14 protein-coding genes are annotated in these 16,920 nt (G+C 33.4%); 10 read left to right on the forward strand and 4 right to left on the reverse strand.

Going from position 1 to position 16,920, the window contains the following annotated elements; all coding sequences use genetic code 11:
- Window positions 1-133: 133 nt before the first annotated feature.
- From AAGV28_RS03355 to AAGV28_RS03370, 4 genes are all read left to right on the forward strand, one after another.
- The gene (locus tag AAGV28_RS03355; RefSeq protein ID WP_373405408.1) at window positions 134-1,933 is read left to right on the forward strand and encodes a glycoside hydrolase family 13 protein; all 1,800 of its coding nucleotides are present in this window, start codon (window positions 134-136) and stop codon (window positions 1,931-1,933) included.
- 212 nt (window positions 1,934-2,145) lie between these two features.
- Window positions 2,146-2,823: a glycerophosphodiester phosphodiesterase gene (locus AAGV28_RS03360; protein ID WP_373405409.1), complete on the forward strand. Its 678-nt coding sequence runs from the start codon at window positions 2,146-2,148 to the stop codon at window positions 2,821-2,823.
- Window positions 2,820-4,040, forward strand: a complete 1,221-nt coding sequence (locus AAGV28_RS03365) for a BaiN/RdsA family NAD(P)/FAD-dependent oxidoreductase (RefSeq protein WP_373405410.1) — start codon at window positions 2,820-2,822, stop codon at window positions 4,038-4,040. The genes AAGV28_RS03360 and AAGV28_RS03365 overlap by 4 nt, the downstream gene beginning before the upstream one ends.
- Before the next feature lie 72 nt (window positions 4,041-4,112).
- A complete protein-coding gene (locus AAGV28_RS03370) occupies window positions 4,113-4,856 on the forward strand; it encodes a hypothetical protein (protein ID WP_373405411.1) in 744 nt (247 codons plus the stop codon).
- Window positions 4,857-4,883: 27 nt separating this feature from the next.
- Here the strand turns inward: AAGV28_RS03370 and AAGV28_RS03375 are convergent, their stop codons facing one another.
- On the reverse strand, window positions 4,884-5,360 hold the full coding sequence (locus AAGV28_RS03375) for a TspO/MBR family protein (protein ID WP_373405412.1): 477 nt from the start codon (window positions 5,358-5,360) through the stop codon (window positions 4,884-4,886).
- Window positions 5,361-5,559: 199 nt separating this feature from the next.
- Here AAGV28_RS03375 and AAGV28_RS03380 point away from each other — a divergent pair, with 199 nt between their 5' ends.
- The 6 genes from AAGV28_RS03380 (at window position 5,560) to AAGV28_RS03405 (ending at window position 10,292) form a co-directional block, all read left to right on the forward strand.
- Complete coding sequence (locus tag AAGV28_RS03380; RefSeq protein ID WP_373405413.1) at window positions 5,560-6,663, forward strand: diphosphomevalonate decarboxylase; 1,104 nt, start codon at window positions 5,560-5,562, stop codon at window positions 6,661-6,663.
- A gap of 33 nt (window positions 6,664-6,696) precedes the next feature.
- A complete protein-coding gene (locus AAGV28_RS03385; protein ID WP_373405414.1) occupies window positions 6,697-6,918 on the forward strand; it encodes a hypothetical protein in 222 nt (73 codons plus the stop codon).
- 2 nt (window positions 6,919-6,920) lie between these two features.
- Entirely contained in the window at window positions 6,921-7,220 is a 300-nt protein-coding gene (locus AAGV28_RS03390; RefSeq protein ID WP_373405415.1) for a type II toxin-antitoxin system RelE/ParE family toxin, read from the forward strand.
- Between the two features lie 98 nt (window positions 7,221-7,318).
- Complete coding sequence (locus tag AAGV28_RS03395; protein ID WP_373405416.1) at window positions 7,319-8,257, forward strand: mevalonate kinase family protein; 939 nt, start codon at window positions 7,319-7,321, stop codon at window positions 8,255-8,257.
- A 36-nt stretch (window positions 8,258-8,293) separates the two neighbouring features.
- On the forward strand, window positions 8,294-9,250 hold the full coding sequence (locus AAGV28_RS03400) for a geranylgeranylglycerol-phosphate geranylgeranyltransferase (RefSeq protein WP_373405417.1): 957 nt from the start codon (window positions 8,294-8,296) through the stop codon (window positions 9,248-9,250).
- 148 nt (window positions 9,251-9,398) lie between these two features.
- Complete coding sequence (locus AAGV28_RS03405; RefSeq protein WP_373405418.1) at window positions 9,399-10,292, forward strand: pseudouridine synthase; 894 nt, start codon at window positions 9,399-9,401, stop codon at window positions 10,290-10,292.
- Between the two features lie 162 nt (window positions 10,293-10,454).
- Here the strand turns inward: AAGV28_RS03405 and AAGV28_RS03410 are convergent, their stop codons facing one another.
- The 3 genes from AAGV28_RS03410 to AAGV28_RS03420 are packed head-to-tail and all read right to left on the reverse strand — an operon-like array spanning window position 10,455 to window position 16,912.
- Window positions 10,455-12,203 (reverse strand): RagB/SusD family nutrient uptake outer membrane protein, encoded by a 1,749-nt coding sequence (locus tag AAGV28_RS03410; RefSeq protein ID WP_373405419.1) that lies wholly within the window; start codon window positions 12,201-12,203, stop codon window positions 10,455-10,457.
- A gap of 23 nt (window positions 12,204-12,226) precedes the next feature.
- Window positions 12,227-15,412: a SusC/RagA family TonB-linked outer membrane protein gene (locus tag AAGV28_RS03415; protein WP_373405420.1), complete on the reverse strand. Its 3,186-nt coding sequence runs from the start codon at window positions 15,410-15,412 to the stop codon at window positions 12,227-12,229.
- Between the two features lie 24 nt (window positions 15,413-15,436).
- Window positions 15,437-16,912 carry a fasciclin domain-containing protein gene (locus AAGV28_RS03420; protein WP_373405421.1) on the reverse strand — a complete coding sequence of 492 codons (1,476 nt, stop codon included), beginning with the start codon at window positions 16,910-16,912 and terminating at the stop codon, window positions 15,437-15,439.
- Between the last annotated feature and the right edge of the window lie 8 nt (window positions 16,913-16,920).

The raw sequence follows: 16,920 nt of genomic DNA on the forward strand, positions 1-16,920 counted from the left end.
TTCACTCGAACTGACGAAAATTTAATATCCAAAAACAATTTCACCCAACGAGTAGCTTAATTTATTATGAAATAGCAAATTAATTTTCAACCCTAAGCTTTGTTTTTATGCAACTGTTTTAATTTCCTATTTTATGAATACTGATACATTAATACAAAGAATAGAACCTCCTTTTTGGTTTTCTGGAATGCATAATCCCGAACTTCAAATTCTTTTTTACGGATTTAATATTGCGCAATGCCAAATTACAATAACCAATAGCACCGCTATTACCAATGTAAAACGTACTGAAAATCCCAATTTTATTTTTGTAACAATCAATACCCAAAAGATAAGTTCCAACGAAATTGATTTTATATTCAGACTCAAGGACAAATCCACTTTCATCCAAAAATATGAGTTAAGAGAACGATGGAAAAATTCTTCACTTCGTAAAAGTTTTGATTCCTCGGACACTATTTATCTTTTAATGCCGGATCGTTTTGCTAACGGAAATAAAAACAACGATAACGACAGTAATACCGTCGAAAAATACAATCGGGAATTGCCTGGAGGAAGACATGGAGGCGATATTGAAGGCATTATTCAGAATCTGGATTATATACAATCTCTTGGAATGACTGCCATTTGGAGCACACCACTTTGCGAAGACAACGAAGCTGAATTCTCATATCATAGTTACGGTCAATCTGATGTGTACAAAATCGATCCTCGTTTTGGAACAAATGAAGATTATGTTCGATTATCAGAAGAAGTACACCGCCGTGAATTAAAATTAATCATGGATTATGTTACCAATCATTGGGGATTATCGCATTGGATGGTCAACGATTCACCAACAAATGATTGGATTCATCAATTTGAAAATTACACCCAAACCAATCATAAAAGAAGTACCATCAGCGACATCAATGCTTCAAAAATTGATCGAACCATTTGCCTTAACGGCTGGTTTGTTCCCACCATGCCCGACTTAAACATTCGAAACCCTTTAGTTCTCACCTACCTTTGCCAAAATGCCATTTGGTGGATTGAATATGCAAATTTAGACGGATTTAGAGTCGATACCTACAACTATTCTGAACCCGAATACATTTCTAAATGGACTAAAGCTATAACAGACGAATATCCTAATTTAAATCTCGTTGGCGAAATTACCTTGCGCAATCAAGGACTCCTTTCGTATTGGCAAAAAGACAGTCCAATTGCTAAAATCCAAGATTTTAATTCCCATCTACCTAGCGTAATGGATTTTGCCCTATCGGATGCGATACAAATTGTTTTCAATGAAGATGATGATACTTGGGATCAAGGAATAACAAGAGTGTACGACCTGCTTTCGAAAGATTTTTTGTTTCCTAATGTGAATAATCTATTGGTTTTTGGCGAAAATCACGATACCAAAAGACTCCATCATATTTACAATAATGATATTCGAAAATACAAAATGGCAATGACGATATTAGCAACCATTAGAGGAATTCCTCAATTGTATTATGGCTCTGAAATTGGAATGGCTGGCGATCAATATTTAGGCGATGCGGATATTAGAAAAGATTTTCCCGGCGGCTGGGAGAACGACGAAAACAACGCTTTTAACCCCGAAACTCGCTCCGAATATCAAAAAGCATACTTTGATTTTACTTCTAAATTATTCCACTGGCGAAAAACTAATACTGCCGTACATTTTGGAAAAACTACACATTATATTCCAGAAAATAATGTCTATGTATATTTTAGATACAATACCAATCAAGCTGTGATGGTATTGATTAACAATAATCCCGAGTATCAAGAAATTCAAACTGCCCGTTTCAAAGAAAATATTGAACATTATAAAACTGGGAAAGAAGTACTTAGCGATATGATTTTTGATTTGTCTCAAAGTATTTCCATCGAAGGAAAATCGGCTTTAATTTTAGAATTAGAATAAACATTTTACCGCAGAGGCAGCAAAGTTTTACGCAAAGTTCACCAAGCTTATTAAAAACATTACATTCTCTATGCTAGTTTGCAAATCCGTTAAAATCTGCGTGCCAAAACTCACCACTAAAAACTCAAAAAAATAAAAACTCAAAAAAATAAAAAGTCCAAACTTTGTGCACCTTGCGTAAAACTTTGCGAACTTTGCGGTCAAAAAACTTTATGCTCAAAATAGGTCATCGTGGCGCTAGAGGATACGAACCTGAGAATACTCTAGTTAGTTTTCAAAAAGCAATGGACTTGCAAGTCGACGGCATTGAACTCGATGTACATTTGAGTCTCGATGGTGAACTTATGGTTATTCATGACGAAACGATCGACCGAACCACAAATAGCAAAGGCGAAGTCAATACATTTACCAGAGCTGAATTACAAAATTTAAACATTGAGAACAATAATAAAATTCCAACATTGGAAGAGGTTTTTGATTTAGTAAATCGTCGTTGTTTTATTAATGTCGAATTAAAGAGTTTCGATTCCGCCGAAAAAACGGTTACTTTAATCGAAAAGTACATTCAGGATAAAAACTGGGAATACAGCGATTTTATCGTTTCAAGCTTCGACTGGAAAGCATTACAAGATGTAAATTTAAGAAATCCAAAAATTCCTATTGGCGTACTTACCGAAGCAGATTTAGACGAAGCTTTGGCTTTCGCCAAAATCATCAAGGCAAAATCCATTCATCCAGATTTTCAATTATTGAGTAAAGAAAATACAGCTCAACTCCAAGAAAAGGGCTTCGAAGTTTTGCCTTGGACGGTTAATGAACCAGCCGATATAAAAAAAATACAATCATTTAACGTAAACGGAATCATTACTGATTTTCCAGATAGAATATGAACCAAAAATTTGACATCATAATTGTTGGCGGTGGCGCAGCAGGATTTTTTACTGCTATAAATATCGTAGAAAAAAATCCGAAGCTAAAAGTAGCTATTTTAGAACGCGGTGCCGAAGTATTGCAAAAAGTACGCATTTCTGGCGGTGGTCGTTGCAATGTAACCCATGCCTGTTTTGAACCCAACGAATTGGTTAAATTTTATCCTCGTGGTGAAAAAGAATTACGAGGTCCTTTTCATCAATTTTGTTCTGGGGACACCATAGAATGGTTTGAAAAACACGGAGTAGAGTTAAAAATTGAAGAAGACGGCAGAATGTTTCCTGTTTCAAATTCATCACAAACCATTATTGATTGTTTCCTAAAAGCAACTCAAAAATTAGGCATTAGCGTGCTAACTGGACAAGCAGTGCAATCGATTTTCAATCCCGAAATTTCGGGAGAAAATCATTGGAAAATAGAAACTCAAAACGAAAATTATCTCGTTGGAAAACTCATCTTGGCTACAGGTAGCAATCCGAAAATTTGGGAAATGCTACAACAGCAAGGTCATGCCGTTGTAAATCCAGTTCCTTCCTTGTTTACGTTCAATATTAAAGATGCTCGAATTGCGGCATTACCAGGAGTTGCCACACCAGTTTCGGTAAAAGTAAAAGACACAAAACTAACTTCAAGTGGCCCTTTATTAATCACACATTGGGGAATGAGCGGCCCAGCTATTTTAAAATTATCAGCTTGGGGAGCTCGAATTTTACATGACAAAAATTATCAGTTTACCATTTTTGTGAATTGGCTCAATGATGTCGATACTGAAGAAGCCGAACAACTTTTGAAAGATTTAAAACAAGAACACGCTAAAAAAACGGTGGCTAAAAAATCGCCTTTTGAAGTAAACAATAGACTTTGGGAAAGCTTAGTTCTGGCTTCGAATATTCCTGTAGAAACCAAATGGGCTGATTTGTCGAAAACACAAATACAAAATTTAGCCAATCAATTAACCAATTCCGTTTTTCAAGTCAATGGAAAAAGTACTTTTAAAGAAGAATTTGTAACTGCCGGCGGAATCGATTTAAAAGAAATTAATTTCAAAACCATGGAAAGTAAATTACACAAAAACCTTTATTTTGCTGGAGAAATCGTAAATATTGATGCTATTACAGGAGGATTTAATTTCCAAAATGCCTGGACCAGTGGATTTATTTTAGCAAATGCGATTTAACATAAATTTACCCAAAACGCTCAAAATACTTCAGCAAAAAAAAGTAATTTTACTTACAAATTTCAAAATTCGATGAAACTAAAATTCCTCCTACTTCTGTTTGCTTGTACTAATCCGTTCCTTTATTCTCAAACCCATAAATTACTTAGAGGAAAAGTGATGTCGGATAACTTCGTACTCGAAAATGTTGATGTAATCAATAAAGACACACAAACAGGCACTAGAACCAATGAAAAAGGAGAATTTATACTTTCAGCAAGTGTAAACGATAGTATTCTATTTTATGTAAAAGACTATACTTTAAAAGGAATTAAACTAAGTTTAGAAGATTTAGAAACCAATAATATTATTATTCGAATTGAAAAAACTCCCGAAGAACTAAAAGAAGTTATCATTCATCGAGTAGATATTGATTGGGAATTTGACAAGAAATTAGAGCGCCAAAAAAGAGAGGAAGCTGGAGTTCGCAGAAGAGCAACAGCTTTAAAAGTTCAAGGTGTCAATAATGGCACGATAGAGAACGGAATGGATTTTGCGAAAATTGGAAAAATGCTTTTTGGAGGATTATTCAAAGGGAAAAAAGAAAAAGCGGTTGATCCCGAAGAATTTAATGAAGTAGCTAAAACCAGCTTTGATGAAAAATTTTACACCGAAACTTTACAATTAGAAAAAGAAGAAATAGAACCCTTTCTTACTTTTTGCAATTTTGATCCTGAATCAAAAAACACTTTATCCGAAAATTCAAATGATCTGATATTAATGGATTTTCTTTATAAAAAAAGTATTGAATTCAAGAAAATACACGCTCCAGATTAATTTTGATATTGATTATTAAATTGAATTTTACCTATTCAACCACCAAATACTCGCATTCAACACAGCAGCAAAACTTACCCACGCCAAATAAGGAATAAACAAATATCCTGCTGTTTTATTGATTTTAGAAAATTGTAAATACGTTTCATAGATCATCAACCACAAAACAATAATCTCTAATCCTGCTAACATTGGGTTACGTAAACCAAAAAACAAATACGACCACAAAGCATTCAATGCCAATTGAATTATAAAAAAAACCATTGCTTTTTTAACAGCTTCGGTCTCAATACTGATTCGATTCCAAACCAATCCTGCAGCAACTCCCATCATAATGTACAACGCAGTCCAAACTGGTGCAAAAATCCAATTAGGTGGATTAAAAATTGGTTTTTCCAATGTTGGATACCAATCTAAAATTGCCGAACGAGTAACAATTCCAGAAAAATAACCAATAGCAAGACATATAACTACAGCAGCAAGTATTTTGACAATCTTATTCATTTTTTAGTTTTTATAAACCGTTAAGGTCGTAAGAGAATTTAGAAAAAAGCTTAATAAAAATTATTTCCCTAATGATTCAATTCATCAAGAAAAATAGATAAACCAAAATTACTTAAAAATTTGCGAATTTGCGGTAAAATCCAATTCGCATCTCAACTAATAAATCAAAAAAAGTATCTTTGCGCAAATTTTATCATTCATGTTTACAGCAAACGATTTTATTCCGTCGCAATATTCTCAAACTTTAGAAAGCGGTCATTTTCAATGGAGCGCTCCCAGCAACATTGCCTTAGTGAAATATTGGGGAAAAAAAGACAATCAGATTCCGGCTAATCCTTCGGTGAGTTTTACTTTGAACAATTGTAAAACGATTACCAAATTGACTTTCGAGAAAAAACACATCTCGACTGCGCTCGATGTGACAAATGAATTTTCTTTTGATTTGCTATTTGAGGGTAAACCAAAAGAAGATTTCAAACCAAAAATTCAGAAATTCTTTGAAAGAATTGAAATCTATTTGCCTTTTTTGAAAGACTATCATTTTACTATTGACACCCAAAATACTTTTCCGCATAGTTCAGGAATTGCTTCTTCGGCCTCTGGAATGGCGGCTTTAGCGATGAACTTGATGAGCTTAGAAAAAGCGTTGAATCCAGCAATGACGGAAGATTATTTTTATCAAAAAGCATCACTTTTAGCTCGGTTGGGTTCAGGAAGTGCGTGCCGAAGTGTAAAAGGTCAAGTTGTAGTTTGGGGAAATCAGGCTAATATTAAAGGAAGTTCGGATTTATTTGGTGTAGAATTTCCATATCCAATTCATGAGAATTTCAAAAACTATCAAGATACTATTTTACTGGTTGACAAAGGCGAAAAACAGGTTTCAAGTACCGTAGGGCATGAATTAATGCACAACCACCCTTTTGCCGAAAGACGATTTACTCAAGCACATGAAAATTTAGACCAACTGATTGCTGTTTTTGAAAATGGAAATCTGGAAGAATTCATCAAAATAGTGGAAAGCGAAGCACTGACTTTGCACGCCATGATGATGACATCGATGCCTTATTTTATTTTAATGAAACCAAATACCCTAGAAATCATCAATAGAATTTGGAAATTTAGAACAGAAACACAAATTCCAGTTTGTTTTACCCTTGATGCAGGTGCAAATGTGCATGTTTTATATCCAAATAAGAATAAAGAAAGCGTATTACAATTTATTAAGGACGAATTAGTTGGCTATTGTCAAAATGGGCAGTACCTTTGTGACGAAATTGGAAACGGAGCTACTCAATTAGAATAATTTATTTAGTATCTTTAAAGTAAATTTTAGATTATGAATATTCAATTAGAGAAATTAGAATTGATAAAATTATTGGCTGAAACCAATGATGAATCTATTATTGCATCCATTAAAAACATCTTTAATTCAAATAAAAAAGATTGGTGGGATGAATTATCGGAAGAGCAAAAATTTGAAATTGAAAAAGGAGAAAGACAAATAGAACGAGGCGAGTTTGTTGATTTTGACGAATTCATTCAAAAGTATATTGAATAATCATGAGAGACATTAAAATTTCAATTGATGCTCAGAAAAAGACAAAATTACTTTTAGAATACCTTGAAACAAAATGGTCAAAAAAAGTTAGAATTAAATTTGCTAAAAAACTATACGACTCGTTAAAAATAATCAGAGCCAATCCTGAAATTTTTCCTAAATCAACAACAAATAAGAAATTCCATAAATGTGTTGTTACAAAACAAACAACTATATTTTATACCTATACAAGTAAAAGAATAAACGTAGTTGCACTTTTTGACACCAGACAAAACCCAAATAAATTGAAAGACTTAAAATAAAAATATGAAATCGCCACTAACAATAAGTTTGCGCAAGCAAACACCAATAATTAAAAGGCGATAACATATATGACAACTAATAAAAAATTTTCACCTATATGAAAGGACCTTTATTTTACTCAAAAATATTACTCTTTGGAGAATATGGAATTATTCGTGATTCTAAAGGATTGTCTATTCCTTATAATTTTTATAATGGTGCATTGAAAAAAGAAGAGAATCCTTCTGCCGAAGCCATTGCTTCTAATGCCAATTTAAAACGTTTTGCTGATTATTTAGAAACCTTAGAAAACGAACAAACAAATTTAGTTTCCTTTGATTTAAAGTCTTTAAAAAATGATATTGATACTGGAATGTATTTTGATTCCAGCATTCCACAAGGTTATGGTGTAGGAAGTAGCGGAGCACTCGTAGCTGCTATTTACGATAAATATGCTCAAAACAAAATTACTGTTTTAGAAAATTTGACTCGCGAAAAATTATTGCAGTTAAAAAATATATTTTCCCAAATGGAGAGTTTTTTCCACGGAAAAAGTTCTGGATTAGATCCATTAAATAGCTATTTAAGCATTCCTATTTTAATTAATTCGAAAGATCATATTGAGGCAACTGGAATTCCTAATCAAAGTTTTGATGGAAAAGCTGCTGTTTTCTTATTGGATTCTGGAATCATAGGCGAAACAGCTCCTATGATTAATATTTTCATGGAAAACCTTAAAGACAAAGGATTCCGTGCCATGTTGAAAAATCAATTTGTAAAACATACTGATGCTTGTGTGGAAAACTTCCTTGATGGTAATATGAAATCCTTGTTTACCAATACTAAAAAGCTATCTCGTGTCGTTTTAAATCACTTTAAACCAATGATTCCGGAACAATTTCATGAAATTTGGAAAAAAGGAATTGAAACTAACGATTATTATTTAAAACTTTGCGGTTCTGGCGGTGGCGGTTATATTCTAGGATTTACAGAAGATTTAGAAAGAGCCAAAGAATCGCTAAAAGATTACAAATTAGAAGTAGTTTATCAATTTTAGAAACCCAAGTAAAAACCATACTGAGTAAAAATTAAAATGTTCAATAGAAAAAACAAACTTTTAGCGTTAAAAATTATCAGTTTGTTCTCTGTAGTTAGAGGCTATAACATTCCAATTATCATTTTAGCACAATACTTATCGGCTATTTTTATCCTTGCGCCAGAAATGAGAGCCTTAGATATTTTGCTGGATTTCAATCTCTTTTTAATTGTTTTTGCTTCTTCTATAACCATTGCTTCAGGCTATATTATTAATAATTTTTATGATAGCCGAAAAGATTTAATCAATCGTCCTAACAAATCCATGCTAGACCGATTAGTCAGTCAAAGCACTAAGCTTACCGTTTATTTTTCATTGAATTTAATAGTCGCATTAATCGCTTCTTTTATTTCCTGGCGGGCATTTTTATTCTTTTCAGCTTATATTTTCCTGATTTGGTTTTATTCCCATAAAATTAAAAAATATCCTATTGTAGGAAACTTAATGGCAGCTCTACTAGCAGTACTCCCATTCTTTGCTATTTTATTATACTATTATACTAAACTCCCTATATACGAAATAGAAAATTACAAAAATCAGTTTATGGTTATTTCGGCACATGCCACTTTTTTATTTTTATTATTACTCATCCGAGAAATGATTAAGGATCTAGAAAACATAACAGGAGATTTGGTGAACAACTACAAAACAATACCAATTATCTATGGCGAAGCTATTGCCAAACAACTCATTACGGTACTAACCCTAGCCACCATTATTCCAGTATATGTTTTAATAGACATCTACGATGTGGGTTATATGGACATCTATTTTTATGCTTGTGTGATTGTGTTAATTTTCTTCCTGCTGTATTTATGGAAATCCCATAGTAAAGGACAATTTTTATTGCTGCACAATGTGTTGAAATTCCTTATTGTTGCTGGAGTATTTTGCATAGTACTCATCGATCCAAGCGTATTGTGGCATGGAAAAAAGCTTCTTTTATCTTTTTAAAGTTTATTTAAAATTCACAAAACTTAGTTATTCACAAGTCAGTTAGTGTTTTATAATTCTTAATTCTCCATTAGCAACTATATAAATACTATCTTTGCAGATTAGAGAGCTAAATAGTTCTAACTGATGAAGTAAATTATAGATTATTATGAATAACAAGGAAGGCAACAATAAAAGAGGAGGTTCAAGACCAAGCTCTAACAAGCCAAAACCTGCGATGCAAAAAAGGGCACAAGGGCCTAAAAAAGCAAAAGTAACTACGAAAGCCGCTGAAGAAGTAGCAAAAAAAATAGAGAAAAAGCCAAATCAAGCTCCTAAAAGAGCAAAAGCAAAAGACGAAATTCGTTTGAACAAATATATTTCCAACTCTGGGGTGTGTTCCCGTCGTGATGCTGATATTTATATTCAATCTGGAAACGTAAAAGTAAACGGCATTCCTGTTACCGAAATGGGCTACTTAGTAAAACCAGGAGATGATGTAAATTTTGATGGAGTAAAATTGACTCCAGAGAAAAAAGTATACATTCTATTAAACAAACCAAAAAACTTTACTACCGCACTTGATGAAGGTCAGGAATATAGAAATGTATTGGAATTAGTAAAAGGTTCAACAACTTCAAAAATTGCTGCTGTAGGGAGAATGGATAAAAACACCACCGGTCTTTTATTGTTTACCAATGATACCGATATGATTAGAAAGTTTTCGCTACCTAATCAAAAATCTTCCAAAATCTATCAAGTTTCCTTAGACAAAAACTTGAAATTTGAAGATTTAGAAAAAATCAGCAAAGGATTAGTACTAGACGGTCACCGCGTTTTTGTGGAAGAAGTAAGTTATATTGAAGGAGAAGCAAAAAGCGAAATTGGATTGAAATTAAAAACATCTAATGTAAAAGTAGTTCGAAATATTTTTGAACATTTTGACTATGATGTCTTACGTATTGACCGTGTTGCCTTTGCAGGTTTGACTAAAAAGAACCTACCACGTGGTAACTGGAGATTACTTACGGATCAAGAGATTATTAATTTGAAGAATACCTAGTAATTCTTTTTTATAAAAATAAGTAACCGCCTCGAAACTAAAATTTGAGGCGGTTTTATTTTTATAAATACATACAATATGCAAGCAAGCTCTTTACTGCAAAAAAAAGCCGTTTCAAAATTTTGAAACGGCTAATTCTCTACAAATTATTCACTCTACACATTACCAATTAAATGGCAAATACCAGTTACTAGGATTCATTAACTTAGCTTTTACATTAGCAGCTTCTGGATTTCCTTCTTGTTGTAATTTATCAAAGATTTTATCAGCTAAAAAGGAAGGATCATTTCTACGTCTGGCAACACGCACTAAATCTTCCCAACGATTTCCTTCATAAGCAAGATCAAGAGCAGCTTCATTAATCAGGTTGTTTTCAATAGAAATCAAACTATCCCCAACAACTGGTGCTGCAGGAAGATTAGCACGTCTTCTTATTCCACCATTTCTATGCCAGTTAGCTCTAAATCTTGGAAAATCACCCTGACGTGCATCAAAATCGTAAGGATAAGGCTCTTTTGTTTGCATGATATTTGTTACATTCCCTGAGGTATTACTCACACCACCACGATTGTATTCGTTTTGAAAACCGTTATTGAGAATGGCACTGGCTATACGGTGCTTGTTATCACGGTTGGCTGCCTCGGCATAACGTAAATGTAATTTAACAGTTCTATACAAAAACCAATCCCCATTATTTGCTGGGCCAGTAAGATTTGCATCACTTTTGTATTGGTATTTCATAATCACAGGGTCATTACCTTCCATCAAATAGGTTAATTTACTACCTCTTGCATCATAAGGTATAGCTACTTGTTTGTTACTATTCCATAAATCTATGGATGCTTGTGAGGGTTTAGCCAAATAATCCCCTTTGGATTTAGAGAATAATCTAATAAAAGGATTATCCCATGAAAGATTACTAGTGTATGGTATTGACCAAATCCATTCTGTATTCCACAATGCATCTCTAGTCCTACTAAACATAGAACGCCAACCAAATGTATTGCCAGTTATCAAACTAGATGCATTCTCTGCTTGAGAATACCTTACAAAATAATTGTTATTAGGATTGTTCCCGTCACCAAAGATACTGATACGATACGATTCATAACGCTCCGTATCGTTACTACTAGTACTTGCAGTTTCCATAACATTTTTATAATATGAGGCCGCTGTAGTATAATTTGCTTTCCATAAATGTAAATCTCCCAACAAACATTCTTTATTAATAAAAAATTTAGCTGTAGAATATCCGTCAACATTGGTTACCATAGTGCTTTGTGCATTGTATGGTTTTTTATACTCTAAACCTTCTGAAAAAGCAATCAATTTATCCAATAATTCTGAAAAAGGAATTCGAGGATATTTAGTAGCATTTTTAGCATCTTCTAATGTAGAAATAGGTTCAGTAATATAAGGTACACTGCCAAAATGAATTCCTAATTGAAGATATACCCAGCTGCGAATACAGCCAACATCAGCATAGCGTTGATTGTATTGATCTTGAGTAAAACGCTTTTCGGCAAGCATGATATCAAAGTTCTTTAAGATATCATTACAGTTATTAATCACTTCATAAAAAGGTTTAGGACTAATATAAGGATTATCTTGACTTACATTATGTTCAGAAAGTTGCTTTAAAAAAGTAGATGAATTGGTTGTTGTAGTCATTAAATCGGCACGCATTTCGTTTAGAATAACATGCTTATCAGCCAAACCAACAAATTTACCATAAAGACCAAAAACAGCAGCATCAGCATCTGTAACAGTTTTATACGCATTTTCTTCGATTAAACTAGTTTGTGGCTCCACATCTAGATAATCTTGACAAGAGTTTAAACATAGCATAAAAACAAAAGAAGCAATAAGTGTAGCTCTCTTTGAGGATTGAAATATAATTGATTGTATCATTTGTAAATTGTATAAATAATAAATTAAAGTCCTAGACGCAAACCTAACTGTATGCTTCGAAATTGAGGAGCCATTCCTATATCAACACCTTGTCCAAACAAAGAAGAAGTAGCGCTAAATTCTGGATCAAACCCTAAATATTTGGTAAAAACAAATAGATTATTAGCGGTGGTATAGATTTTAATATATTTAATGTACTTCATTTTTTCCACATTAAAATCATAACTAACCACCAAGGTCTTTAAACGCAAATATGAACCATCTTCAATCCAACGATCTGAAAATTCTGAATTCCCCATTGGGTCTCCAAAAGCAGGTCTTGGAATATTAGTTTGTTGACCTTCTGCTCTCCAACTATTTGCCACAGCAATACTTTGGTTATCATAACCACTCATTTTTTCCAAATTGTAACGCAATCCGTTGTACAAATCATTTCCAACAGAAAAATTGAATTGAGCATTAAGGGTAAAACGTTTATAAGTAAAGTTACCATTGAAACTACCGAAGAAATCAGGGTTTGGATTACCTATAACTTTACGGTCTTTATCATCAATAATCTTATCATCATTTTGATCAACAAAACGCATATCACCACCCTTGAACGCCGTTAATTCACCCGTTTCACTTATTCTTGACAATCCATCAGCTGTAGCCTCTTGTGTTGTACTATAAACACCGTTTGTTTGCAAACCATAAAATAAGTTAGCATCCATACCAGTACTAGTGATATAAGTTGCACCTGCAAAATTGCTTAATATATCACCATTTGGCAAGTTTAGAATTTTATTTTGATAGGTAGCAATGTTTAAACCAAAATCAAAAGTAAAATCAGGAGATGAAATAACCCTAGCATTGAATGAAGTTTCAGCTCCAGTTGTTTTCATAGCACCATTATTGGCTAACACACTATCAAAACCAGAAACAGTACTAATATTCTGAAAAGTAGTCAAATTGTTTGTTCTTTTACTAAAGTAATCTACTGTAAAATTTAGCCTTTCTTTTAACAAACCAAAATCGGCACCCAAATTATATTGACGTTGGCGCTCTGGTTTCAAATCAGGGTTACCAATATTACCTAAAACAAGTCCTTGAAAGCCCAAAAATCCTTGAGAAACATACTGCTTTTGTGCAATATAATCACTGAAGCCATCATTTCCAGTCTCGCTTACAGAAGCGCGTAGCTTTAAATAATTGATAATCTCCGAATTTTTAAGGAATTTTTCGGATGAAACCATCCAAGCTCCAGATATAGCTGTCATTAAAGACAACCTTTCTTTACCATTCATACCGTCACCAAAGCGACTAGAACCATCCACAGCATAAGAAGCTGTTAAAAAATATTTATTTCTAAAGTCATAATTGGCATTGGCATAAATATTTAACCAATTCGTTTCGGCCAAACCTCCGCGGATAGGATTAGAAATCGCTCCAGTTCCAATAAAAGTAAAATCGTCAGTTGGAGAATTAAAGGAACGAACATAGTCATTTTCAGATTTACTAGATTGAGCTCTAAATCCAAGACGAGTTACTATGTTATGATCATTTCTTAAATTTTTGGAATAGTTCAAATAGGTATCAACAAAATAACTTTGATAGCTTTGCGCATCACTTCCAGACTGATTTTTGATAAGAAAATCACCTAATAGAAAATCTGTAACACCTCTATCTGGTGTAAAGAAATTTTCTCTTTCCTTGTTAAGCGTTAAGCCTAGAATAGAGTTTAAATTCAATGAATTATTTAAAAAATAACTAAATTTTAAGTTACCAAAAAAACGGTAATTATTATTATTGGAAATCCCTTTGGCTAAAATAGCATTCGGGTTTGAACGATTAAAAATATCAACTTCCGATAGTATAGGTGAAACATTACCTAAATCGTCTATTGCATTTGTACTTAAAAAAGGTGCTTTGATTAAGGCAGAATACAATGGACTGACAAAATTTTCACCGCCTTGAGCCCACTGTTTTTGAATGTTGTTGATAAATGATAAATTAGCATCAACATTGAATTTTTTTGTCAATTTTAATGAAGCATTTAAACGAGTTCCATAACGTTGTGTATTGGTTCCTCCAACAATACCATCAGAATCAAGGTAATTTAATGAAAGCCCGTATTTTGCAATTTCATCACCACCACGAACCTTTAAATAATAATTTTGATTCATCGATTGTTGCAGTACTTGATCTTGCCAATCGGTATTGTTTTGATATAAATAATAACCTGGAGAACCAGCCGTATCATTCAAATAAGGCAAAGCAGCTACCTGTTGCTGACTTAAGCCTTGTGAACTAGCTAGTCTTGTAAAATGGGTACGCAAACCACTAGCATCCAATAAAGGATAATTTTCAGGACGTTCATTTACACCAGCATACATGGCAAAATCAATTTTTGTAGTAACCTCGGTAGGTCGATTGGTCGTAATGTTGATAACACCATTTGAGCCTTTGCTACCGTATAGGGAGCTACCGTCTTTAATAACAGTAACATCCTCGATGTCTTTAACATCAATATTAGCAAAAGGTGAAGAAACATTGTTTGAAATAATTCCTGACCCATAGTCCTCGTCGTCATATATCATTCCATCAACTACGATTAGAGGCTTATTAGTACCATACAAAGAGCTAAATCCACGAAGTGATAGATAATTACCTGCTCCTGGTGTCCCAGAATTACGAGTAACATTCAATCCAGAAACTTTACCTTGCAAAAAAGCACCAACGTTCTCATGCGAAGGATTTGACCACTGATTTTGATTGAAATTGACAACAGTAGCAGCTTCAGTAGTATTGTATTGCATGATATGCCCACTAGCCGAATTTGATAATTGATAAATTTGTGAATAATTAGACTCATTCAGGAAGATTTCTAAACCTAACTTTCGGTTCTTCACAGGGAATACTTTGGTCTGAAATTCCTGTCCACTAACTTTTAAAACAGCGTCATAATTAGGAACAACAATCGTGAAACTTCCATCATCTTCTGTAAAAGTTGAAGTAAAATTTTCTACAGCGACACTAATTCCCGACAAGGGCTTTTTATTTTTAGCATTGAACACAGTACCTTTTATAGTGTATCCATTCAAAATTAATTTTGATGAAGGTATTGAAGTTGCAGTAGAATCTTGTGCTTCTTGAGCATGCAATTGCACAAAAAACACAGATGCAACACATGCGTAAACAAAGCCACTCGATTTTATAATTTTTAGCATAACCAATTTTTTTTATAATAATATTTATTTAACTACTGGAACAATTTTTAAATAATCTAGAGCAAGAGAATTCTGGCCATTAGTAGCTGTATTAGCACCTAATAATGTTAAATTTAATATGTTACCGGATTGTAAAGGTGTAAAATCACCAACAAAAACCTCGTTAAAATTATTAATTGGCACAGGAGTATAAATTAATGTTTTAAGGGGATTAACAAATGTAAAAGTAGAACCGGTTACGACATAATTACCTCCAATCGATATAGTTTGACTAAAAACAGTTGTTTTATTATTTATAGCACGCCAATGTACTCTATAGGTAGTGCTGTATAGATCTTTTAACCTGTTTTGATACACAAGCCTTGGCAATGCAGAACCAGGATTCAAAACAAAAACATCATTGATATTTTCAGCACTGGGTAAGAAAAAATCCCTGATAATAGATGCTATACTGTTACTCATATTATACCTTATATCAAAACTCTCTCCTTGAATTACAATTGGCACTAAACGTTTAGCCAAGGGAACATCAACCTTTTTCATGATGTAAACAATACCGTTACTCAAGCGGATTGGTTCTCCCACAATTTGAGTTTTATCTACATCGTATTCTACACCAAAGCGGGAGGTTAAAGTGCTTGGTAATTCACTTGGCTCATATTTTTTGTTGAAAACCATATCACGAACCGTAAAATACTTCGCATAAGTAGCAGTTGAATCCGTTGTAGATTTAATAGTGTAGGCTTTCATTTTGTCTGTTTCCTCTGTGTAGCCATCATTTTCCATCAAAAAGAGCGTATAAGAATTCTTTTCATTATTCAAATTATACACATTGGTTAAAAAAGAATTCGTCAACGAATCGGACAAAAAACCTGCACCAACAGATTCAGACAATGCTTTTTTCACAGAATCTGCTTGATAAATATTAAACTCTTTCAAGGCAAGCAAATCAGCACTCATCATAGATGTTTCGGATTGTGACGCAACAAATTGCCATATATTAAGCTTAGGCGTAAGCGGTTTATCAATAATATGGTAGATCCCGTTAGAAGCTAACATGTCAGCTTTAATGATAGTTGCATCATCAATAGTAGCGCTTCCCTTGAGCATTAAAAACTTCTTGCTCTGCATCTCTATTTGAACTTCATCGGTATCACGAACCGATGAAAAAGAAGTCAATGCAATATGATTGCCTACAAATTGCTTTAAGGCCACAGGATCATTTATAATTGAAACAGGGACTTGACTCATGGCTGCATTCGAAGGAACAAAAACTGTAAAATTTTTAGAAGATGCCAAAACCTTATCGTATCCAGTTGCTACCAAAACTTTTGAAAATTCTGAAAACTCACTAGAGCTACTAATTGCTTCTGCTAAACTTTTATCAATGTTTGCTTCATTAGCGGTATTCCTATCGTTCCATGGATCGGAACAAGAAAAAGCTATCAGCATTAATACTGCAACAGCAATATTTTTATAAAAAGAATGAAATTTAATCATTGAGGAAA

This window comes from Flavobacterium zubiriense, assembly GCF_041729725.1.
Lineage (GTDB): Bacteria > Bacteroidota > Bacteroidia > Flavobacteriales > Flavobacteriaceae > Flavobacterium > Flavobacterium zubiriense.